Source organism: Curtobacterium sp. MCBA15_012 (assembly GCF_001864935.2).
Taxonomy (GTDB): Bacteria; Actinomycetota; Actinomycetes; order Actinomycetales; family Microbacteriaceae; genus Curtobacterium.
In genome coordinates this window covers 2,299,010-2,319,355 of record NZ_CP126267.1, presented here as the reverse complement: position 1 = coordinate 2,319,355, position 20,346 = coordinate 2,299,010, and the positions used below count along the sequence as shown (strand labels likewise).

The window sequence follows — 20,346 nt, the reverse complement described above, 5'->3', positions numbered from 1 at the left end:
ACACTCCCATCCTGGCGGAAAACCCGCCCTGCCGGGGCCGGACGCTATCGTGGCGGTGGGTGCCGGTCCGGCACCCGCCGCCCGCCACTCGGAGTCCACACGCATGACACCGCGCATCCTCGTCGTCGACGACGACCAGGCCCTCGCCGAGATGATCGGCATCGTCCTCCGCTCCGAGGGCTACGAGCCCGACTTCAGTGCCGACGGCAACGACGCCGTCGACGCCTTCCACGCGACCAAGCCCGACCTCGTGCTCCTCGACGTCATGCTGCCGGGGATCGACGGCATCGAGGTCTGCAAGCGCATCCGCGCCGAGAGCGGCACGCCGATCATCATGCTCACGGCCAAGGGCGACACCGCCGACGTCGTCGCCGGGCTCGAGAACGGTGCCGACGACTACGTCGTGAAGCCGTTCAACCCGAAGGAGCTCGTCGCCCGGATCAAGACCCGGCTGCGCCCGACCGCGACCGACGGCACCGTGCTGCACGCCGGGGACCTCACCGTCGACGTCGCCGCCCACGAGGTGCGCCGCGGCGACACCGTCATCGCGCTCACGCCGCTCGAGTTCGACCTGCTCCGCGCGCTCGCCGAGAAGCCGAACCAGGTGTTCACGCGCGAGATGCTCCTCGACCAGGTCTGGGGCTACCACTACAAGGCCGACACCCGGCTCGTGAACGTCCACGTGCAGCGCCTCCGGGCGAAGATCGAGCACGACCCGGACAACCCGCGGATCGTCACGACCGTGCGCGGCGTCGGCTACCGGGCCGGAGGGGCCTGACCACGATGCCGCCGGGACCGTCCGCCAACGGCGCACCCGGCCGCGGGTGGGCCCGTCGTGCCCGCCGCCGGGTGCGCCGCTGGGTGCGGCGTGGCTGGTACGCGCTCGCCTGGCTCTGGCGACGGTCCCTCATGGTGCGGTCCGTCGCGATCACCGTCGCGACCACCGGGCTCGCGGTCGCCGTGATCGGCACCGCGGTCATGATCAGCATCTCGAACAACGTCTACGCGCAGCGCCGCGACCAGATCGAGGCGGAGTCGGCCCGCGCGACGGTCGTCGCCCAGGGCATCTTCGACGCCGCGACCGCGGGCGAGGACAACAACCAGTCCGAGCTCGAGACACTGCAGAGCGAGGCGCAGCAGTCGATCCTGTCGAACACCACGAGCCCGGGCGGGACGACCATCGCGATCGAGCGCACGCCCGGGCAGACCAGCCCGCAGACGCTGCAGAACCTCGCGAGCCCCGAGTTCCCCGACGCCGTGATCACCGACCAGCTGCGGCGAGAGGTCGCGAAGGACACCGGCCGCCTCAGCCTGCAGGCCGTGCAGCTCGACGACGGCGGGCGCCGCGAACCCGGGCTCGCGGTCGGTTCCGTGCTGCAGATCCCGAGCGCGGGGCAGTACGAGCTGTACATCGTCTACGACCTGTCCGACGCGCAGCAGACGCTCGACTTCGTGTCGCAGACCCTGTCCATCGGCGGCGTCGCGCTCATCGTGCTCATCGCGCTCGTGACGTCGCTCGTGGTGCGGCTCGTCGTCGTCCCGATCCGCGGCGCGGCCGAGACCAGTCGCAAGATCGCCGCCGGACGCCTCGACGAACGCATCCCGGTCCGCGGCTACGACGACATCGCGATCCTGGCGCGGAGCTTCAACGACATGGCCGACGCCGTGAGCCGCCAGATCACCCAGCTCGCCGAGCTCTCCCGGGTGCAGCAGCGCTTCGTGTCCGACGTGTCCCACGAGCTCCGGACGCCGCTGACCACGATCCGGCTCGCGGGCGACATGCTGTTCGACTCGCGGCACTCCTTCGAGCCCTCGGTCGGCCGGTCCGCCGAGCTCCTGCACACCCAGGTCGAGCGGTTCGAACTCCTGCTCGCGGACCTGCTCGAGATCTCCCGGTACGACGCCCAGGCCGTGCAGCTCGACACCGAGCCGGTGGTACCGGCGGCGCTCGCCGCGGACATCGTCGAGGAGTTCCAGCCGCTCGCCGAGCGGGCCGACACCGCCCTGCAGCTCGTGACGCCGGGCGGGCACACGACCATGCAGCTCGACGCCAAGCGGGTGCGGCGCATCCTGCGCAACCTCGTCGGCAACGCGATCGAGCACGCCGACGGGAAGCCGGTCCAGGTCGTCGTCGACAGCGACTCGCGGTCCGTCGCGATCGCCGTGCGCGACCAGGGCATCGGGATGCCGCCCGAGGACGCCGCGCGCGTGTTCGACCGGTTCTGGCGGGCCGACCCGAGTCGCCGGCGCACCATCGGCGGCACCGGGCTGGGGCTGGCGATCTCACTCGGGGACGCCCGGCTGCACGGTGGCCGCATCGACGTCTGGTCGCGGCCGAGCGAGGGCTCGACGTTCGTGCTCACCCTGCCCCGCGGCGAGGCCGTCGGCACCGCGACCTCGGCGATCCCGCTGCCCGAGCTCGACGAGGACTACGACGGCCCCCGCGCCGTCAGGGAGGACCGCTGATGCCCACGCGTCCCGACGACCGCCCGGCGTCCGCCGTGCCCCCGCGTTCCGGGCCCCCGCGCTCTGCAGCCCGCCCGCGCGTGCGCCGCCGCCTCCGTCCGCTGGTCGCCGTCGTCACGGCGGCCCTCGCCGCCGTCGCCCTGGCAGCCTGCGCCGCGATCCCGACCGACGGCCCGGTCCGCGCCGGGCAGTCCGTGCAGGACGAGTCGATCTCGGGGTTCGACTACCGCCCCGACCGCCCGGTCGCCGGAGCCGACCAGACCGCCGTGCTGCGCGGGTTCATCGCCGCCGGCACGGGCGCGCAGGACGACTACGCGATCGCCCGGGCGTTCCTCGCCGACGGGTTCGCGAGCAAGTGGAACCCCCGCCGCGGCGTCACGATCGTCCCCGGCAACGGCACGGTCGAGCGGGCGGCCGACCGGGAGCTGACCTACACGCTGACCGCGACGGCCACGGTGGACGCGAACGGCGAGTACACCCAGGCCGTCCGACCGACGACCTCGACCCTGACGTTCCAGTTCGTCCGACAGGACGGCGAGTGGCGGATCGCGTACGCCCCCGACGGGATCGTCCTGACCCCGGTGAGCTTCGAGGCGTCGTTCCAGGAGCACGCCCTCTACTTCTTCGACCCGACCTACCAGTACCTCGTGCCCGACGAACGGTGGTTCCTGGCGCGGTCGTCGACGAGCACCCGGATCGCGAGCGCGCTGCTCGCCGGACCGGCCGAGTGGCTCAAGGGCGCGGTCGTCTCCGCCTTCCCGGAGGGCACGCAGCTGTCCCTGAACGCCGTGACGATCGAGAACGGCACCGCCGCGGTCGACCTGTCGAGCGGTGCTCTGGGCGCCAGCGGAGCCGACAAGGCGCGCATGCGCGAACAGCTCACGCGGTCGCTGGCGTCGGTCGCGTCGGTGTCCTCGGTGTCGATCACGATCGAGGGCGCGACGTTCGCGAACCCCGAGCAGGACGGCTCCGCGGCGCAGGTCAACCCCGACGTCGACCCGCGTCCGCTGGTGCTCCGCGACGACCAGGTCGGCTTCGCGGCGGCCGGCGGCAAGGTCGCCGCGCTCGGCGGCGGAACCGGCGACGCCGTGGCCGCGCTCGACCCGACGTCGTTCGCCCTCGGGTCCGACGGCTCGACGGTCGCGGTCGGCAACGCGAGCGGTGTGGTGGTCGTCCGGGGTCGTGACGCCCTGCGGGTCGACGCGTCCGAGGGCCTGGTCCCGCCGTCCGTCGACGACCTCGGGTACGTCTGGGTCGGCCGGGCCGGCGACACCCGGCAGGTCACCGCCTACGGGCTCGGCGGCGACCCGCACCAGGTCACCACGACGCTGCCCGCGGGCCAGCTCGTGTCCTTCCAGGTCTCCCGGGACTCGACCCGGGCACTCGCCCTCATCCAGACCGCGGACGGCCCGGCGCTCTACGTCATGGCGATCACCCGCGGCTCGGACCGCACCCCGACGAGCCTCGGCCCGCCGGTCCGTGTGCAGGCGGCCACCGGCCAGGCCGTCGGTGCCGCGTGGGTGAACGACAGCGACGTCGTGTCGGTCGGGCAGGCCGACAGCGGCCCCGACGTCGTCCGGTCGACGGTCGGTGGCCGCTCGACGACGCTGCCGAAGGCCGAGGGCACCGCCACGACGGTCGCGGGCGGCAGCGGTGGGTCGATGCTGCTCCGGATGTCGGACGGCACCGTGCTGCAGTCCTCGGGCGGCGGGTGGGACACCACGGGCGTGACGGCGGACGTGCTCGGCATCCAGCGCTGACGGAGGCGGAGGGGCGCGGCGCGCGGGCGGGCGGTCGTCCGGGCGGGCGGTCGTCCCAGCGGGTCCGGTCTTCCTCCACAGGGCCGTCGGACTGGAGGCCCGTCCACAGTCCGCCGCACCGGCGCGCGTCCGACGGTGGGTCGCGCCGAGCATGGGTGCGTGCCCACCACAGATCCCCCCACCACGGATCCGCCGGCCGCGGTCCGACCCGCCGCGGTCCGACCTGGTGCGGTCCGACCCGCCGCGGTTCGACCCGCCGTGGTCCGACCCGGTGCGGCCCGACCGTGGGCCGATGCCGTCGCGGCCGTCGTCGGCCTCCTCCTGCCGGTCTCGTGCGTTGTCTGCGGCGCACCCGACCGTGCGGTGTGCCGGGCCTGCCGCGCCGCCGTCGATGCCCTGCCGCAGCGCCGCCGCCTCGTCGCCGGCGTCCGACTCGACGCCGCCCACGGGTACGAGGGGGCGGTGCGGACCCTCGTCCTCGAGCTGAAGCTCCGCGGCCGGGTGGACCTCGCCGGGGTGCTCGCCGCACGGTTCGGCGCCGTCGTCGGAGCGGCACTCGCATCCTCCCCGGGGGCCGTCCTCGTCCGCGTGCCCCCGTCCCGCTCCGGGCGCCGGCGCCGCGGGTTCGACCCGGTGGTCCTGCTGCTCGCCCGGGCCGGTGTCCGGCGACCGCCCGCGCTGCTGCGCGTCCCGGAACCACGTCGCCGCACCGAGCACGGTGCCGGTGGTCCGCGCGGCCGGGCGCACGGCCAGAAGGAACGGACCGCCACCGAACGGGTCGCCGCGACCGTGGGGACGCTCCGTGCGCCGATCCGGCTGCGCGGTCGCGACGTCGTGCTGGTCGACGACGTGGTCACGACGGGCGTCACGATGGCCGAGGCCGTCCGCGCCGTGCGTGCTGCCGGCGGACGGGTCGTGCGCTGCGTCGCCCTCGCCGAGGTCGAGGGATGACCGACGTTGCCCGCGGCCGGTGTCCGCGCCGGGGCCGGGTGCCGTCGCACGAGGCGGACGGCCGGCGTCCGCGCCGGGGCCGAGTGCCGTCGCACGAGGCGGACGGCCGGTGTCCGCGCCGGGGCCGAGTGCCGTCGCACGAGGCGGACGGCCGGTGTCCGCGCCCGGGCCGAGGGATGCCCGACCAGGACGGCGGCGAGTGTCCGCGGTCCGGTCCCCGCCGGGGTGGACGCCGGGTGTCGCCTGGGTGTCCGGTGGGTGTCCGGGCCGACCCGCCGAGGGGTGGTGACGGCCCGGCTGCCGGGGGTCTAGCCTCGCGGCAAGGCGTTCGGGATCGCCGGATGGAGGCGACGCGCCGAAGTACGGATGGGAGCCGCCACATGGACGTGACGATCACGGGCCGGAACGTCGGGGTCACCGATCGATTCCGCACCTACGTGGAACAGAAGTCCGAGAAGATCGACGTGCTCGCCGACCGCGCCCTCGCCTTCGAGGTGCGCCTCAGCCGCCACAACGAGAAGTCCGGCGGGTCCGGGGGAGAGGACCGCGTCGAGCTGACGCTGATCGGTCCCGGCCCCCTCGTGCGGGCCGAGTCGGCCGCATCGGACAAGTACGCGGCGTTCGACCTGGCCTTCGCGCGGATCACCGAGCGGCTGCGCCGGGCCCGCGACCGCCGCAAGGTGCACCGTGGCCGCCACCGCCCGACCTCGGTCGCCGAGGCCGCCGGCTCCGGGTTCGAGCACATGGACGTGACGCCCGCGGACGGCAAGCTCATCGAGACCGTCGCGACCGGAGCCGTCCCGGTGGTCGAGGCCGACCGTGACCACGACGACGACACCGAGGTCTACTCGCCCGTGGTCATCCGCCGGAAGGTCTTCGAGGAGGGCCCGATGACCGTCGACGACGCGCTCTACCGGATGGAGCTCGTCGGACACGACTTCTACCTGTTCGTCGACGCCGAGACCCAGCGCCCGAGCGTGGTCTACCGGCGCAAGGGTTGGGACTACGGCGTGATCGGCATCGCCGAGCCGGGCAGCGGCGCCGCCGACGCCGAGGCACCGCGCGAGGCGACCACCGCCGTCGCCTGACGCACCACCACCCACCGTGTGCGCGGTCCGCCCCCGCGGGCCGCGCACACCCGCGTCCCTCCCAGCGCGGGCTTCCGGCGGGTTGCTAGCATGACTGGCTGTTCGGCTCGCGCAGGTCGCGCGCGACGACCCCGTAAGGAGCTCACGTGGCAAACGTGCTGGAGAAGGTCCTCCGCATCGGCGAAGGGCGCACCCTCCGTCGGCTGAAGGCGTACGCCTCGGCCATCAACGACCTCGAGGACGACTTCTCGAGCCTCACGGACGAGGAGCTCCAGGGCGAGACCAAGGAGCTCCGCGAGCGCTACGCCAACGGGGAGACCCTCGACGACCTGCTGCCCGAGGCGTTCGCCGCGGTGCGGGAGGCGGCGAAGCGCACCCTCGGCATGCGGCACTTCGACGTGCAGCTCATGGGCGGCGCGGCCCTGCACCTCGGCAACATCGCCGAGATGAAGACCGGTGAGGGCAAGACCCTCGTCGCGACCACGGCGGCGTACCTCAACGCCATCCCGTCGCGCGGCGTGCACGTCATCACGGTCAACGACTTCCTCGCGTCGTACCAGTCCGAGATCATGGGCCGCGTCTTCCGTGCGCTGGGCATGACCACGGGCTGCATCATCGCGAACCAGTCCCCGGCCGAGCGCCGCGAGCAGTACGCCGCCGACATCACCTACGGCACGAACAACGAGTTCGGCTTCGACTACCTGCGCGACAACATGGCGTGGCAGTCGTCCGACATGGTGCAGCGCGGTCACTTCTTCGCGATCGTGGACGAGGTCGACTCGATCCTCATCGACGAGGCCCGCACGCCGCTCATCATCTCCGGCCCCTCCTCGGGCGAGGCGAACCGCTGGTTCACCGAGTTCGCGTCGATCGCCACGCGGCTCATCCCGGGCGAGGACTACGAGGTCGACGAGAAGAAGCGCACCGTCGGCGTCCTCGAGCCCGGCATCGAGAAGGTCGAGGACTACCTCGGCATCGACAACCTCTACGAGTCGGCGAACACCCCGCTCATCTCGTTCCTCAACAACTCGATCAAGGCCGTCGCCCTGTTCAAGCGCGACAAGGACTACGTCGTGATGAACGGCGAGGTGCTCATCGTCGACGAGCACACCGGCCGCATCCTCATGGGCCGTCGCTACAACGAGGGCATCCACCAGGCGATCGAGGCGAAGGAGGGCGTGGAGGTCAAGGCCGAGAACCAGACCCTCGCGACCGTCACGCTGCAGAACTACTTCCGCCTGTACCAGAAGCTCTCCGGCATGACCGGTACCGCCGAGACCGAAGCGGCCGAGTTCATGTCGACGTACAAGCTCGGCGTGGTCCCGATCCCGACGAACCGGCCGATGCAGCGCATCGACCAGACCGACCTCGTCTACAAGAACGAGAAGGCGAAGTTCGAGCAGGTCGCGGTCGACATCGCCGAGCGGCACGAGAAGGGCCAGCCGGTCCTCGTCGGCACCACGAGCGTCGAGAAGTCCGAGTACCTGTCGAAGCTCCTCGCGAAGAAGGGCGTCAAGCACGAGGTCCTCAACGCGAAGAACCACGCGCGTGAGGCCGCGATCGTCGCGCAGGCGGGTCGCCTCGGCGCCGTGACGGTCGCGACGAACATGGCCGGCCGTGGTACCGACATCATGCTCGGCGGCAACTCGGAGTTCCTCGCGGTGCAGGAGATGCACGCCAAGGGTCTGTCGCCGACCGAGACCCCGGAGGAGTACGAGGCCGCCTGGGACGAGGTCTTCGCCGAGGTCAAGAAGACCGTCGAGGAAGAGGGCGACAAGGTCCGCGCAGCCGGCGGGCTGTACGTCCTCGGCACCGAGCGTCACGAGTCGCGCCGCATCGACAACCAGCTCCGTGGCCGTTCCGGTCGTCAGGGTGACCCGGGCGAGAGCCGCTTCTACCTGTCGCTGACCGACGACCTGATGCGCCTGTTCAACTCCGGTGCGGCCGAGAGCCTCATGGGCCGGTCGAACGTGCCGGACGACATGGCGATCGAGAACAAGCTCGTCAGCCGCGCGATCCGCTCCGCACAGGCGCAGGTCGAGGGCCGCAACGCCGAGATCCGTAAGAACGTCCTCAAGTACGACGACGTCCTGAACCGGCAGCGCGAGGCGATCTACAGCGACCGCCGCCACATCCTCGAGGGTGACGACATCCACGAGCGTGCGCAGACGTTCCTGAAGAGCGTCGTCGACGACGTCATCGACACCCACACGGGCGAGGGCTCGCCGGACGACTGGGACCTCGACGCGATGTGGACCGAGCTCGGGACCCTGTTCCCCATCTCGATCTCGATCGACGAGGTCATCACCGAGGCGGGCTCGAAGGGCAAGGCCTCGCGCGAGTTCCTCGGTCGGGAGATCCTCTCGGACGCGAAGCTCGCGTACCAGAAGCGCGAAGAGCTCCTCGGCGAGGAGGCCATGCGTGAGCTCGAGCGTCGCGTCGTCCTCTCGGTGATCGACCGCCGCTGGCGCGACCACCTCTACGAGATGGACTACCTCAAGGACGGCATCGGCCTCCGTGCGATGGCCCAGCGCGACCCGCTGGTCGAGTACCAGCGCGAGGGCTACGCCCTGTTCCAGAGCATGATGGGGCAGATCCGCGAGGAGTCGGTCGGCTACCTGTTCAACCTCGAGGTCCAGGTGCAGTCCGACGGCGACAACGCCGTGATCGCGGCCAAGGGTCTCGACGAGGGCGAGGCCACCGGCCTCGAGTACTCGGCACCGTCGATCGACGGCGAGGTCGAGGTCCGCGACGAGCAGGGGCGGCTCGAGCAGGCTGCCACCGCCCGCGCGCAGCAGGCCCAGGCCGAGGCCGAAGCCGAGGTCGTCGACGGCCCCGAGCAGGGGTCGGCCTTCGGCAACGCGGCGACCGCGTCGGGCCAGGCGGCCACGGCGAGCAACCGCGCCGAGCGGCGCCAGGCGGCCAAGAAGGGCTGAGCCGACCACTGACGGACGGGAGGCGCGGTGCCGGCTGGCACCGCGCCTCCCGTCCGTCGTCCACCCGGCGCACCGCGCCGGCTGACGGTCCGTCAGAGCACGCCGACGGCGGTGGCCTGCCACCGCCCCTTCCGGACCTCGAGGCGGAGCGCGACCGCGCGGGCGTGGCTGCGGGTGTGCACGACCACGACGGCTTCGGCCACCCCGGGCGCGGGCTCGCACACGCGCACGCCGCCGACCCGCAGCGCCGGGCGGGTCCGGGTGCGGCCGCCCAGGCTCCGGGACCGGGCCGCGAGCGCCGCACGCTGGAGCAGGTGGCGGTGGACGTCCTCGGTGATCCAGCGGGCGATGCTGTCGACCTCACGTCCGCCGGTGAGGACCTCGACGACGCACAGGCCGAGCGCGCGGGCCGCCGTCGACGGATCGGGCAGCGCCGGCCGGGGCGGAGCGTGTGCACCCGGCGTCTGCTCCGGCGGTGTCCGGACGGGGACGAGCGCCACCTCGGGTGGTGCCGGGTGCCCCGCCGGGTCGTCCTCGTCCTCGAAACGTCGCGCGTGTCCTGCCACCCCGGTCCCTCCCATGCCGTGAGCGTACGAATGCGTGCAACATGAGGAATACCAAACCCGCCGACTGTGGATGGACGACGGTTGTCCACAAGAGCGCGGACCTAGACTGTCGAGGTGTCGACCCTCAGTGACCTCGTCCTCGCGCAAGGCCGATCCTCCGAAGCGGACGTGGAGTGGCTCCACCTGCTCGTGGGGGACTGGCAGCTCCTCGCCGACCTGTCCTTCGCCGACATGGTCCTCTGGGTCCCGACCGCCCAGGAGGGCTCGTTCGTGGCCGTGGCCCACGCGCGCCCCAGCTCGGCGGCGACGCTCTTCTACCGCGACATCGTCGGTCAGGAGATCCGCGAGGAGTGGCGTGAGCAGATCACCGCGTGCTTCACGAGCGCGCAGGTCGTCGACTCCGCCGAACCCGACTGGTACGAGGACACCCCGACCCGGGTCCGCGCGATCCCGGTCCTCCGCCGCCTGAGCGCCCACAGCGCCGAGACGACCGAGCGGCCGATCGCGGTCGTCACCCGGCACTCCAACCAGGACGAGATGCGGACCCCGAGCCGCCAGGAGCTCAACTTCACCGCGGGCGCGAACGACCTGTTCGGCATGATCGCCACGGGCGACTTCCCCGACCTCGGGGCCCCGGCCGGTCCCCGCCGCGGTGCGCCCCGTGCCAGCGACGGGCTGCTGCGGCTCGACACGAACGGCACGGTCACCTTCGCGAGCCCGAACGGCCTCAGCGCGTTCAACCGGATGGGCTTCGAGGGGGAGCTCGAGCGGAAGTCACTGGCCGAGGTCACCACCGAGCTCATCGGTTCGAAGCTCGACGTCGACGAGTCCCTGCCGCTCGTCGTCACCGGACGTGCTCCGTGGCGCGCGGACGTCGAGTCGAAGGGCGTCACGGTGTCGCTCCGGTCGATACCACTCCGGGACCACGGGGAGCGCATCGGTGCGATCGTGCTGTGCCGCGACGTCACCGAGCTGCGGCACCAGGAGCGCGAGCTCATCACGAAGGACGCGACGATCCGCGAGATCCACCACCGCGTCAAGAACAACCTGCAGACCGTCGCGTCCCTGCTCCGGATCCAGGCACGGCGCACGCACTCCGACGAGGCCCGGACCTCCCTGCAGAACGCGATGCGTCGCGTCGCGGCGATCGCCGTCGTGCACGACACCCTGTCGACCGGCCTGAGCCAGAACGTCGACTTCGACGAGGTGTTCGACTCCGTGCTGAAGCTCGTGACCGAGGTCGCCGCGTCGCACAACACCACCGTCCGCCCGAAGAAGACCGGCGAGTTCGGCGTGCTGCCGTCCGAGGCCGCGACCCCGCTCGCGCTCGGGCTCACCGAGCTCGTCACGAACGCCGTCGAGCACGGGCTGGACGGCCGCGACGGCGAGGTGGAGATCGTGGCGAACCGCGCCGACGACCACCTCGACATCGAGGTCCGCGACAACGGTGTCGGCCTGCCGGAGGGCAAGGTCGGGTCGGGGCTCGGCACGCAGATCGTCCGCACGCTCATCCAGGGCGAGCTCGGCGGCACGATCGACTGGCACACGCTGACCGGCAGCGGCACCGAGGTCACGATCACGATCCCGTTCCGCTGGCTCACGGCCGCCGGCGCCTAGCCGGACGCCGGCGCGTCGGCACGTCGCGGCCGCGCCGCGCCGCCCCAGCTGCCGGCACGCCGCACAACAGGAAGCAGCTCGCACCACGGAAGTCCGTGGCGCGAGCTGCTTCCCATTGTGCGAGACCCCACCGGGGCGACCCAGCGGCCCCACCGGGGCGACCCAGCGGCTCGGCGGCCCGGCGGCCCCCACACTGCGTCCCCGCCCCGCCCCGCCCCGCCCCACCGCACACGACGACGCCCGCCGCTCCCGGGGGAGCGACGGGCGTCGTCGTGTGCGCGGGGCCGGTGGTCCGGCCGCTGCGTCAGGAGGCGCGGCGGGCGCGGGCGGCGCGACGCTTGAGCGCGCGACGCTCGTCCTCGCTCAGACCACCCCAGACACCGGAGTCCTGGTTGTTCTCGAGGGCGTACTGCAGGCACATCTCGGTGACGGTGCACCGGGCGCAGACCGACTTGGCCTTCTCGATCTGATCGACGGCGGGTCCGGTGTTGCCAACGGGGAAGAAGAGCTCGGGGTCCGCGGTGAGGCAGGCTGCCTGGTCACGCCAGTCCATGTGTGGTGCTCCTTGATGTCGATGCTCGAACGGCAGGCCGGGGACGCAGTTCGGGGATCGGAACGCTGGGCATGCACGAGGCACGAGGGGGAACCTGTGGGGGAGGCTTCCGCTGGGAGCGAGTCTGACGCCCGCTGAACGCTCGGGGGAGGAGCGTCGAACTGCGGGAGACGCACACCACATCGTGCCGTCCAAACGACCTCGAATATCGTTCCATACTGGTAGGGCCAAATCAAGGGTCCGATCTGGAGGATTGCTGTGCCCGACACCACCCCGCCGCGTTCGCCCGCGGTCACCGTGCTCCTCGTCGTGGTCGGCCTCGAGGCCCTCGCGCTGGCCGTGGCCACCGTCGTCCTGCTCGTCGAGCTCGTGACCGCACCGGCCGCGAGCATCGCGTCCGCGATCGCGCTCACCGTGCTCTCCGCCGTCGCCACGACCTGGCTGTGCGCGATGGTCGTCGGGCTCCGCAACCGCCGTCCGTGGGTGCGCGCCGGCATCGTCGTCTGGCAGGTCCTGCAGGGCGCGCTCGCGATCGGCGCGTTCCAGGGCGTCTTCCGCGTCGCCTGGGTCGGGTGGCTGCTCCTCATCCCGGCGCTCCTCGGCCTCACCCTGGTGCTGTCCCGCGCGGTCTCGGCATGGCTGCTGCCGCGCGACGGCCAGGGCGACTGACCCCGCCAGCGCGACCCGCGTCGCGCTCGTGACGACCGACGGACGGGAGGCGCGGTGCCAGCTGGCACCGCGCCTCCCGTCCGTCTGAGTGTCGGGTCCGTGACCCGTCAGACCAACCCGAGCTTCTTCCGCAGGCTGGCGACGTGGCCCGTGGCCTTCACGTTGTAGAGGGGGAGCTGCACGCGGCCCTCCTCGTCGACGACGATGGTCGACCGGATGGTGCCGGTGACGATCTTGCCGTAGTTGTTCTTCTCGCCCCAGGCCCCGTAGGCCCGGTGCACGGTCAGCTCGGGGTCGCTCAGCAGGGGGAAGGTCAGCGCCTGCTCGTGCTGGAAGGTCTTGAGCTTCGCGGGCTCGTCCTTCGAGACGCCGAGCACCTCGTAGCCGGCTGCCTGGAGCGAGGACATGTTGTCGCGGAAGTCGCACGCCTCGGTGGTGCAACCAGGGGTGGATGCCGCCGGGTAGAAGTACACGATGACCTTCCTGCCGCGCAGGTCGGCGAGTGCGTGCTGCACGCCGTCCTGGTCCGGAAGGGTGAAGTCGGGGGCCGTGTCGCCGGCGGCCAAACGCTCCGTCATGGTGCTCCTGTTCGTGTCCGGTGCTCGAGTGGTCATGAGCACGCCGAAGCCATGCTATTGTTGTTTCCCGTTGCAGGACGGAGTTCCGGACAGCAACGAACAGCACGACAGCACGCACCTCTAGCTCAATTGGCAGAGCAACTGACTCTTAATCAGTGGGTTCTCGGTTCAAGTCCGAGGGGGTGCACCACCAAGGCCCGGTCGACATCGTTCGACCGGGCCTTCGTCGTTGTGGCACGGCGCCTGATCGGAGCGACACGCCCGAGTGCTCCTGTGCGGTCGAACTCGTCGGAGCGGCCGCGACGGTCGTCGTCCGGCCCGGACCGTTCGCCCCGACCGTCGGCGTTGACCGTGCGATGACCGGGCGCGAGCCGTCAGGCGGGGACGTCGACGACCCGGACCGGGCCCACGACCGGGACGAGCGCGCCGGCCGACGCTGCGGCGAGGTCGTCCCGGAGCCGTCCGAGCGCGGTGTCGGGCACCCAGAGCGTGAAGTCGACCGCCGCGCCGTACGCGGGGTCGTCGAAGCGGGCGTCGTGGTGTCGCACCCAGTCGCGCAGGACGTTGTCGATGCGACCGGCCTCGGCGTGCGGGACGGTGACGTCCACGCGGGTCAGCTCGGCACGGCGGAGGACCGTGGCCCGGTCGAGCGCCTCGGACACCGACGTCGAGTACGCCCGCACGAGGCCGCCGGCACCGAGCTTCACGCCGCCGAACCACCGGGTGACGACCGCGACCACGTCGGTGAGCTCCCGGCGCCGCAGCACCTCGAGCATCGGCACGCCCGCGGTGCCGGACGGCTCGCCGTCGTCGTTCGACCGGGCCTGGTCGCCGAGCACGCCGGTGACCATCGCGGTGCAGTGGTGCCGGGCGTCCCACGCGGCCCGGCGGACCTCGGCGACGACCCGCTCGGCGTCGGCCACGCCCGTGACGGGTGCGATGGTGGTCCGGAAGCGCGACTTCGTGATGGTGACCTCGTGCTCGACCACCGCGGCGACGGTCGACGGGAGGGTGCGGGCCACACGGTCAGGGTAGTGCGCCGACGGGGGCCGGCGACGGCGGGCTGTGGGTGGTCCGCGCTAGCATGACGACCAGCCGGTGACTGGGGAGCAGTGCCGGCGACTGGGGAGGAGTCCGATCGACATGGCGACACCAGCTCCGAAGGGCGGCGCGCTCGACGCCGCCGAACTCGCCCGGCGCCTGAACCTGCTGCTCGACTTCGAGGAGTCGCAGCGTGGTGCGCCGGTGCCCTTCGCCGCGATCGAGGAGTACGTGGCCGCGCGGGGTGGGTCGCTCTCGCGGGCGAAGTGGACCTACATGCTCTCCGGGGACGGGCGGCGCAACCGCGACACCGAGCTCCTCACGGTGCTCGCGGGCTTCTTCGAGGTCGACGAGCGCTTCCTGCTCGAGGACAGCGCGGTCCCGGAACGGATCGGCGCGCAGATCGAGCTCGTGCGCGCGCTCCGTTCTGCCCGGGTCAGCGGGTTCGCGGCCCGCACCTTTCCCGGCGAACTGTCGCCGGAGGCGCTCCGGCGCATCGCGCAGGTGCTCGAGGAGGAGTCCGCGCGGGGGAGCGTCGCGTGACCGGGGCGACGGTCGAGTCCTGGTGGCGCCGCGGTGACGCCGAGGGCTGGTCGGACATCGAGCACGCGGTCGCGGCGGCGACGGACCACCTCGGCAAGCCGGTCGTGGTGCGTGAGGAGTCGTTCCTCGCCACCGAGCCGGTGTGCGGCTTCGTCGCGACGCTCCAGCACCAGCACCTCGTGATGATCTCCCCGACGACCTCGGAGACGTTCCGGTCGTTCGTGATCGGGCACGAGCTCGGACACCTGCTGCACCGCCACCAGGACCACGCCCCGCAGTCGGCGTACGTGCGCGACGTCATCCCCGACGTCCCCGAGTACAAGGTCGAGCGCGCGCTGGCCCGCGGTGCCTTCTCGAACGACTACGAGCACGAGGCCGAGCTGTTCGCCGACCGGCTGGCGGCGCTCATCCGTCGCCACCGCGGCCGCCCGAGCGCCTTCCGCGGGGTCTTCGGGTGATCCTCGCCGTCGCCCAGGCCGTCCTCCTGGTCGTCGGGTCGGGTGTGCTGCTCTGGCTGCAGCGCGGGCAGGACCGCACGCTCGCGCTCACCTTCCTGCTGTTCGCGGCGACCATCGTCACCAACGTCGACCCGCTGTACCGCTGGCTCGACCCGCTGCTCGGCGGGCAGAACGTCGTCACCGTCCTCAGCGACTGCCTGATGGTGGCGGGCACGAGCACGCTGCTCTGGGGCGTGGCGAAGGCCGTCGGCGCCGCCCGCCCGTGGATGCGCACGGCGATCGTCACATCGTGCGTCGTCGTCGGCGTGGTCGTGCTCGGCGCGTTCCTCGTCCTCGACCGGCCGGCGACGACCACGACCTTCATGCTGACGGCCGGCGACCAGCCCGCAGCGGCCGTGTACTCGATCGCGCAGACCGTCTACCTCGGGGTGACGCTCGGGGCCACCGCACTGATCTGTCTCCTGCACCTGCGCGAGGCCCGCGGTGCGACCGACCTCGTGGGGCTCTGGGCGATCGTGCTCGGCGGCGTGCTCGGCGCGGTGCGGATGGTCGTCGTCGTGGTCATGGACGTGGCGCACGTGCTCGGCCGCACGGACGTCACCCGGGCGCTGTCCCTGCCCTACGACGTCACGACGCCCGGGGCGGTCCTGTGCGTCGCCTCGGGCATGCTCCTGCTCGTGGTGGGGCTCCGGCTCGCCCGACGCCGTGCGACCCGCCGCGTCGAGGCCGCCCTCGCCGCGCTGGCGCCGCTGCACGAGCGCGTCGGCACCGACAACGCCTACCCCGACTCCGACGACCCCGCGACGCGGCTCAGCCGCACGATCGTCGAGATCAACGACGGCGCCCGGCGGGCGCGGCAGCCGCTCGCGCCGGACGAGCAGGCCGCCCTCGCCGACGCCGAGGCGGCGCTGCTCGGGGCTCCCGGCCGGTCCTGACCGGACGTCGGGCCCCGGGACACGAGGACGACTCGACGCTCGCGCGCGAGCCGTGTAGGGTCTGTAGCAGGTGCTACACGTCGTGGAGTGCCGCCGGGGCGGACTCGGCCGCGTTGGGGGCGGCCGAGCACCCCCGGTCCTCCCGCGGGGCGCACGCCTCGGTGGCTAGGATCGTCGCGTGTTCGTCTTCGCCGCCATCGTCCTGTTCGTCGCCGCCGTCTTCAACGTCGTCACGTGGCCGCGGTTCTTCCAGCGGGTCGCGACCGACCCCCGTGCGCGTGACGCCGCCGGCGGGCCGACGACGTTCTACACGGTGCACCTCGTCCTGCTGCTGATCGCGCTCGCGATCGCGGTGGCCGCGGTCGTCGCGGGGATCCTGCTGCTCGTCTGACGGCCGGGAGGCGCGGGTCGCGCCCGCCTCGCAGGCCGCGGCTGCACGGTGGCCGCGTCGCCCGCCGCTGCGCGGTCGCCACGTCGGTGCCCGCCGCTGCGCGGTCGCCACGTCGGTGCCCGCCGCCGCGCGGTGGCCCCTTCGGCGCCGGCCTCGGCCGCCGCGGCGCTGCCCGGCGGCCCCGGCGGCGGCGCCTCAGCCCTCGGACGGCAGCGACGCCCCGAGGACCCGTTCGAGCGCCAGTCGCGCGACCCGTTCGTCCCGGGTGTCGAGCAGCACCCGGTAGGTGTCACGCGCGGTCACGAATTCGACGCACACCGCGTCGAAGTCGCACGGCTCGATGCGCCAGCCGTACACCTCGTCCATCGGGACCTGCGTGGGTGCGTCGCGCTCGAAGCTCGTCTCGGCGTGCACCGTGTGGTCGTAGAACCGGAGCCGTCCGGTGGTGGCCCGCCAGCTGAGCTGCAGGTCGAGCGTGGGGGAGACAGAAGGGTCCGGCACGCGCCGATCGTAGCGGCGTGTGCCGGACCCGTGCCATCCCCACCGGGGACGAGAGCGTTGTCCGGACGACGAGGACGGTGTCCGCGTCGCGCGGCGGTCAGTCCTTGCCGGACCGTCCGTCGCGTCGGACCTGGTTCGCGGGGTCCCGACCGGTGATCGGGTACGGCCCGGTGACACCCTCACGCAGGGCGGCGATGCGCAGGATCCGGTCGCGCTGCAGGAACCAGCCGACGACGAGCAGCGGGATGATGACGACGAGCGAGGCGATCGTGTAGGTGCCCACCGGCCAGTCGATCGCCATGAGCACGACGACGGACACGAGGAACGCGAGCGTCAGCCACGACGTCACCGGGGCACCGGGCAGCTTGAAGCTCGGTTCCTTCGCCAGGCCCTGCTTCGCCCACTGCCGCAGGCGCATCTGGCAGAGGATGATCGTGCCCCACGCGGTGATGATCCCGAGGCTCGCGACGTTGAGCGCGATCTCGAACGCCTGCGACGGGACGAAGTAGTTGAGCGCGACACCCGCGACGGTGAACGCGGCGGTGAGCAGGATGCCGGCGTAGGGGACGCCGCCCTTCGACATCTTCGTGGTCCACTTCGGCGCGGAACCGTTCATGCCCATCGAGTGCAGCGCGCGGCCGGTCGAGTACAGGCCGGCGTTGAGCGACGACAGCGCCGCGGTGAGCACCACGAAGTTCATGATGGAGCCGGCGACCACCCCGACCTGCGGGTTGCCGAGCGACGAGAAGAACGTCACGAAGGGGCTCACGCCCTCCTTGTACGACGTGTACGGCAGCAGCAGCGACAGCAGCACGACCGAGCCGACGTAGAAGACCGCGATGCGGAAGACGACCGAGTTGATGGCGCGCGGGATGACCTTCTCGGTGTCCTGCGTCTCGCCGGAGGCCGTGCCGACGAGCTCGATCGCGGCGTAGGCGAACACGACGCCCTGCACGACGAGCACGGCGGGCAGCACGCCGTTCGGGATGAGGCCGCCGTTGTCCTGCCAGATCGAGAAGCCGGTGCGGACCGCCTCGCCGCCGGTCTCCACCGGGAAGGCGAAGACGAGCCACACGAGCGCGATGACGAGGAAGGCGACGAGCGCCGCGACCTTGATGAGGGCGAACCAGAACTCGAGTTCACCGAAGACCTTGACGGCGACCATGTTCGCGGCGAGGACCACCACGAGCGCGATGAGCGCGAGGAGCCACTGCGGCGCGGCGGTGAACGCCTTCCAGTACTGCAGGTAGAGCGCGACCGCCGTGGTGTCCACGATCGAGGTCATCGCCCAGTTGAGGAAGTACATCCACCCGGCGGCGTACGCGAACTTCTCGCCGTAGAACTCGCGGGCGTAGGAGATGAACGACCCCGAGGACGGGCGGTGCAGCACGAGCTCGCCGAGCGCCCGCAGGATGAAGAAGGCGAAGATGCCCGCGATCAGGTACGTCACCGCCAACGCCGGTCCGGCGGTGTGCAGGCGGCCGCCCGCGCCGAGGAAGAGTCCGGTGCCGATGGCCCCGCCGATCGCGATCATCTGCAGTTGCCGGGGCTTCAGACCGTGCTGGAAGCCCTCCTGCTCGTGCGAGAAGTCGTTCGCGGGCTTCGAGACACCCGTGTCGTTCTGCGCTGTCATGCGCGCCAACCTACATCGGCGGCGGCACCGGGGCGGCACGGCCACGATGCCTGTACGCTCCGACAGGTTGTCGTGCCGCGTCGGGGTCGCCGCTCCGACCGGCGAACACGGTCAGGGCGCGACCGCCACGATGGAGGGATGGACATCCTCCTCCGACTCCTCGTCGCGATCGGGTTCGCCCTGCTCGTCACGGCCGCCGCGGCGCTCGTCCTGCACCTGGTGCTCCGCACGATCGCCCGCCGGGAACGTTGGGCCGCCGTGCTCTCCCGCCGGACGAAGCACCCCTTCCGGACCGTGCTCCTGGTCGCACTCCTCTGGGCGGCGTTCGCGGCGACGATCCCGCACGACGCGGAGCAGTACCCGTGGCGGGACGAGGTCTCGCACGCGTTCCTCATCGCCACGATCGCGGTCGGGTGCTGGCTGGCGTGCGAGGTCGCGATCTTCCTCGAGGACCTCGGCCTGCACCGCTACCGCGTCGACGTGCCCGACAACCGGGTGGCCCGACGCATCCGCACGCAGGTCCTCATCATCCGTCGGCTCACGGTGGCCGTGCTCGTGATCATCGCGGTCGGCGCGATCCTGCTCACCTTCCCGGGCGTCGAGGCGGCCGGCGCGAGCGTGCTCGCCTCGGCCGGGCTCATCTCGGTCGTGGCCGGGCTCGCGGCGCAGTCGACGCTCGGGAACGTGTTCGCCGGCATGCAGCTCGCCTTCTCGGGTTCCATCCGCGTCGACGACGTCGTGGTCGTCGAGCAGCAGTGGGGGCGGATCGAGGAGATCACCCTCACCTACGTGGTGGTGCACCTCTGGGATGACCGTCGCTTCGTCCTGCCGTCGACGTACTTCACGAGCACGCCGTTCGAGAACTGGACGCGCACGGGCAGTGAACTGCTCGGCGCGGTCGAGTTCGACCTGGACTGGCGGATCAGCCCCACCGAGATGCGCACCGAGCTCGACCGCATCCTCGCCACCTCGACGATCTGGGACGGCCGCACGAAGGTCCTGCAGGTCACCGAGGCCGTCGGCGGACTGGTGCGCGTGCGCATCCTCGTCAGCGCCCCGGACGCGGGGGGCCTGTTCGACCTCCGCTGCTACGTGCGCGAGGAGATGGTCGAGTGGCTGCAGCGCGAGCACCCGGACGCCCTGCCGCGCCAGCGCGTGCAGGTGACGCAGGGCCACGAGTCGGTCGGCAAGCGGCGTCCCCGCACCGACGAGCAGGACGCCTCGCTGTTCCGCGAGGGCGACGAGCGCTCCGCGCTCTTCACCGGACCGATCCAGACCTCCGGCATCCGCCCCGACCAGGTGCCGGACGCCCCGACCGCGCACCCGCGCCCGCAGGAGCGCTGACCGGCCGCCGCGACCCACCGCACGACGGACGGGAGGCGCGGTGCCAGCCGGCACCGCGCCTCCCGTCCGTCCGCGGTCACGTCGGTGACCGCGGGCCGCGTCGCTACTTCTGGCGCGCCTTCACCGCGCGGTCGTCCTCGACGACCGTGCCGAGCGCCACGATCGTCGTGGAGAGCCACGCGATCCAGGTGAGCGCCAGGCGCCAGTCCCGCGGCCCCTGCCGCGTGGTCTGCACGACGCTGTAGCCGCTGATGATCGAACTCCACACCGCACCGCTGAACATGAACTTCCGCACGGGTTCCTCCTCCTGGTCGTC

At 72.1% G+C, this 20,346-nt stretch carries 20 protein-coding genes and 1 tRNA gene; 14 read left to right on the top strand and 7 right to left on the bottom strand.

The window, feature by feature from the left end; all coding sequences use genetic code 11:
• The first annotated feature begins 103 nt into the window (after positions 1 to 103).
• The 6 genes from mtrA to secA all read left to right on the top strand — a co-directional run bounded on the left by mtrA (position 104) and on the right by secA (position 9,201).
• Positions 104 to 778 (top strand): MtrAB system response regulator MtrA, encoded by a 675-nt coding sequence (gene mtrA, locus QOL15_RS10580; RefSeq protein WP_065964678.1) that lies wholly within the window; start codon positions 104 to 106, stop codon positions 776 to 778.
• A gap of 5 nt (positions 779 to 783) precedes the next feature.
• Positions 784 to 2,466, top strand: coding sequence for an MtrAB system histidine kinase MtrB (gene mtrB / locus QOL15_RS10575; RefSeq protein WP_139197501.1), 1,683 nt, complete (start codon positions 784 to 786; stop codon positions 2,464 to 2,466).
• Entirely contained in the window at positions 2,466 to 4,226 is a 1,761-nt protein-coding gene (locus QOL15_RS10570) for an LpqB family beta-propeller domain-containing protein (RefSeq protein WP_083394008.1), read from the top strand. Before mtrB ends, QOL15_RS10570 begins: the two co-directional genes overlap by 1 nt.
• Before the next feature lie 258 nt (positions 4,227 to 4,484).
• Positions 4,485 to 5,177 (top strand): phosphoribosyltransferase family protein, encoded by a 693-nt coding sequence (locus tag QOL15_RS10565; protein WP_071247642.1) that lies wholly within the window; start codon positions 4,485 to 4,487, stop codon positions 5,175 to 5,177.
• 380 nt (positions 5,178 to 5,557) lie between these two features.
• Positions 5,558 to 6,265: a ribosome hibernation-promoting factor, HPF/YfiA family gene (hpf, locus tag QOL15_RS10560; protein WP_071247645.1), complete on the top strand. Its 708-nt coding sequence runs from the start codon at positions 5,558 to 5,560 to the stop codon at positions 6,263 to 6,265.
• Between the two features lie 146 nt (positions 6,266 to 6,411).
• Positions 6,412 to 9,201 (top strand): preprotein translocase subunit SecA, encoded by a 2,790-nt coding sequence (secA, locus tag QOL15_RS10555; protein WP_065964963.1) that lies wholly within the window; start codon positions 6,412 to 6,414, stop codon positions 9,199 to 9,201.
• Between the two features lie 92 nt (positions 9,202 to 9,293).
• Here the strand turns inward: secA and QOL15_RS10550 are convergent, their stop codons facing one another.
• On the bottom strand, positions 9,294 to 9,782 hold the full coding sequence (locus QOL15_RS10550; protein WP_139197503.1) for an Rv3235 family protein: 489 nt from the start codon (positions 9,780 to 9,782) through the stop codon (positions 9,294 to 9,296).
• A gap of 99 nt (positions 9,783 to 9,881) precedes the next feature.
• Here QOL15_RS10550 and QOL15_RS10545 point away from each other — a divergent pair, with 99 nt between their 5' ends.
• Positions 9,882 to 11,384, top strand: a complete 1,503-nt coding sequence (locus QOL15_RS10545) for a sensor histidine kinase (protein ID WP_071247648.1) — start codon at positions 9,882 to 9,884, stop codon at positions 11,382 to 11,384.
• 304 nt (positions 11,385 to 11,688) lie between these two features.
• On the opposite strand, the gene QOL15_RS10540 is transcribed toward QOL15_RS10545, so the two are convergent.
• Positions 11,689 to 11,937, bottom strand: coding sequence for a WhiB family transcriptional regulator (locus QOL15_RS10540; RefSeq protein ID WP_022904217.1), 249 nt, complete (start codon positions 11,935 to 11,937; stop codon positions 11,689 to 11,691).
• A 258-nt stretch (positions 11,938 to 12,195) separates the two neighbouring features.
• On the opposite strand from QOL15_RS10540, the gene QOL15_RS10535 reads away from it, so the two are divergent.
• Entirely contained in the window at positions 12,196 to 12,606 is a 411-nt protein-coding gene (locus QOL15_RS10535; RefSeq protein ID WP_083230296.1) for a hypothetical protein, read from the top strand.
• 107 nt (positions 12,607 to 12,713) lie between these two features.
• On the opposite strand, the gene bcp is transcribed toward QOL15_RS10535, so the two are convergent.
• A complete protein-coding gene (gene bcp / locus QOL15_RS10530; RefSeq protein ID WP_071247015.1) occupies positions 12,714 to 13,184 on the bottom strand; it encodes a thioredoxin-dependent thiol peroxidase in 471 nt (156 codons plus the stop codon).
• 114 nt (positions 13,185 to 13,298) lie between these two features.
• Here bcp and QOL15_RS10525 point away from each other — a divergent pair.
• Positions 13,299 to 13,374: transfer RNA gene (locus QOL15_RS10525), tRNA-Lys, on the top strand.
• A gap of 184 nt (positions 13,375 to 13,558) precedes the next feature.
• On the opposite strand, the gene QOL15_RS10520 is transcribed toward QOL15_RS10525, so the two are convergent.
• The gene (locus QOL15_RS10520) at positions 13,559 to 14,206 is read right to left on the bottom strand and encodes a YigZ family protein (protein ID WP_065963308.1); all 648 of its coding nucleotides are present in this window, start codon (positions 14,204 to 14,206) and stop codon (positions 13,559 to 13,561) included.
• 121 nt (positions 14,207 to 14,327) lie between these two features.
• On the opposite strand from QOL15_RS10520, the gene QOL15_RS10515 reads away from it, so the two are divergent.
• The 4 genes from QOL15_RS10515 (at position 14,328) to QOL15_RS10500 (ending at position 16,552) form a co-directional block, all read left to right on the top strand.
• The gene (locus tag QOL15_RS10515) at positions 14,328 to 14,768 is read left to right on the top strand and encodes a hypothetical protein (protein ID WP_065963311.1); all 441 of its coding nucleotides are present in this window, start codon (positions 14,328 to 14,330) and stop codon (positions 14,766 to 14,768) included.
• Positions 14,765 to 15,226 carry an ImmA/IrrE family metallo-endopeptidase gene (locus QOL15_RS10510; protein ID WP_065963313.1) on the top strand — a complete coding sequence of 154 codons (462 nt, stop codon included), beginning with the start codon at positions 14,765 to 14,767 and terminating at the stop codon, positions 15,224 to 15,226. The genes QOL15_RS10515 and QOL15_RS10510 overlap by 4 nt, the downstream gene beginning before the upstream one ends.
• Positions 15,223 to 16,161 carry a hypothetical protein gene (locus QOL15_RS10505; RefSeq protein ID WP_071247017.1) on the top strand — a complete coding sequence of 313 codons (939 nt, stop codon included), beginning with the start codon at positions 15,223 to 15,225 and terminating at the stop codon, positions 16,159 to 16,161. The genes QOL15_RS10510 and QOL15_RS10505 overlap by 4 nt, the downstream gene beginning before the upstream one ends.
• A gap of 178 nt (positions 16,162 to 16,339) precedes the next feature.
• Entirely contained in the window at positions 16,340 to 16,552 is a 213-nt protein-coding gene (locus QOL15_RS10500; RefSeq protein ID WP_065963319.1) for an SCO4848 family membrane protein, read from the top strand.
• A 195-nt stretch (positions 16,553 to 16,747) separates the two neighbouring features.
• Here the strand turns inward: QOL15_RS10500 and QOL15_RS10495 are convergent, their stop codons facing one another.
• Together QOL15_RS10495 and QOL15_RS10490 are read right to left on the bottom strand one after the other, a co-directional pair.
• Entirely contained in the window at positions 16,748 to 17,053 is a 306-nt protein-coding gene (locus QOL15_RS10495; RefSeq protein WP_071247019.1) for a hypothetical protein, read from the bottom strand.
• A 97-nt stretch (positions 17,054 to 17,150) separates the two neighbouring features.
• Positions 17,151 to 18,686: an amino acid permease gene (locus tag QOL15_RS10490; RefSeq protein ID WP_065963323.1), complete on the bottom strand. Its 1,536-nt coding sequence runs from the start codon at positions 18,684 to 18,686 to the stop codon at positions 17,151 to 17,153.
• Positions 18,687 to 18,824: 138 nt separating this feature from the next.
• Between QOL15_RS10490 and QOL15_RS10485 the strand changes: the two genes are divergently transcribed.
• Positions 18,825 to 20,030, top strand: coding sequence for a mechanosensitive ion channel family protein (locus QOL15_RS10485; protein ID WP_065963324.1), 1,206 nt, complete (start codon positions 18,825 to 18,827; stop codon positions 20,028 to 20,030).
• Between the two features lie 103 nt (positions 20,031 to 20,133).
• Here QOL15_RS10485 and QOL15_RS10480 read toward each other — a convergent pair whose 3' ends face one another.
• Positions 20,134 to 20,325 (bottom strand): hypothetical protein, encoded by a 192-nt coding sequence (locus tag QOL15_RS10480; RefSeq protein WP_065963327.1) that lies wholly within the window; start codon positions 20,323 to 20,325, stop codon positions 20,134 to 20,136.
• Positions 20,326 to 20,346 lie beyond the last annotated feature (21 nt).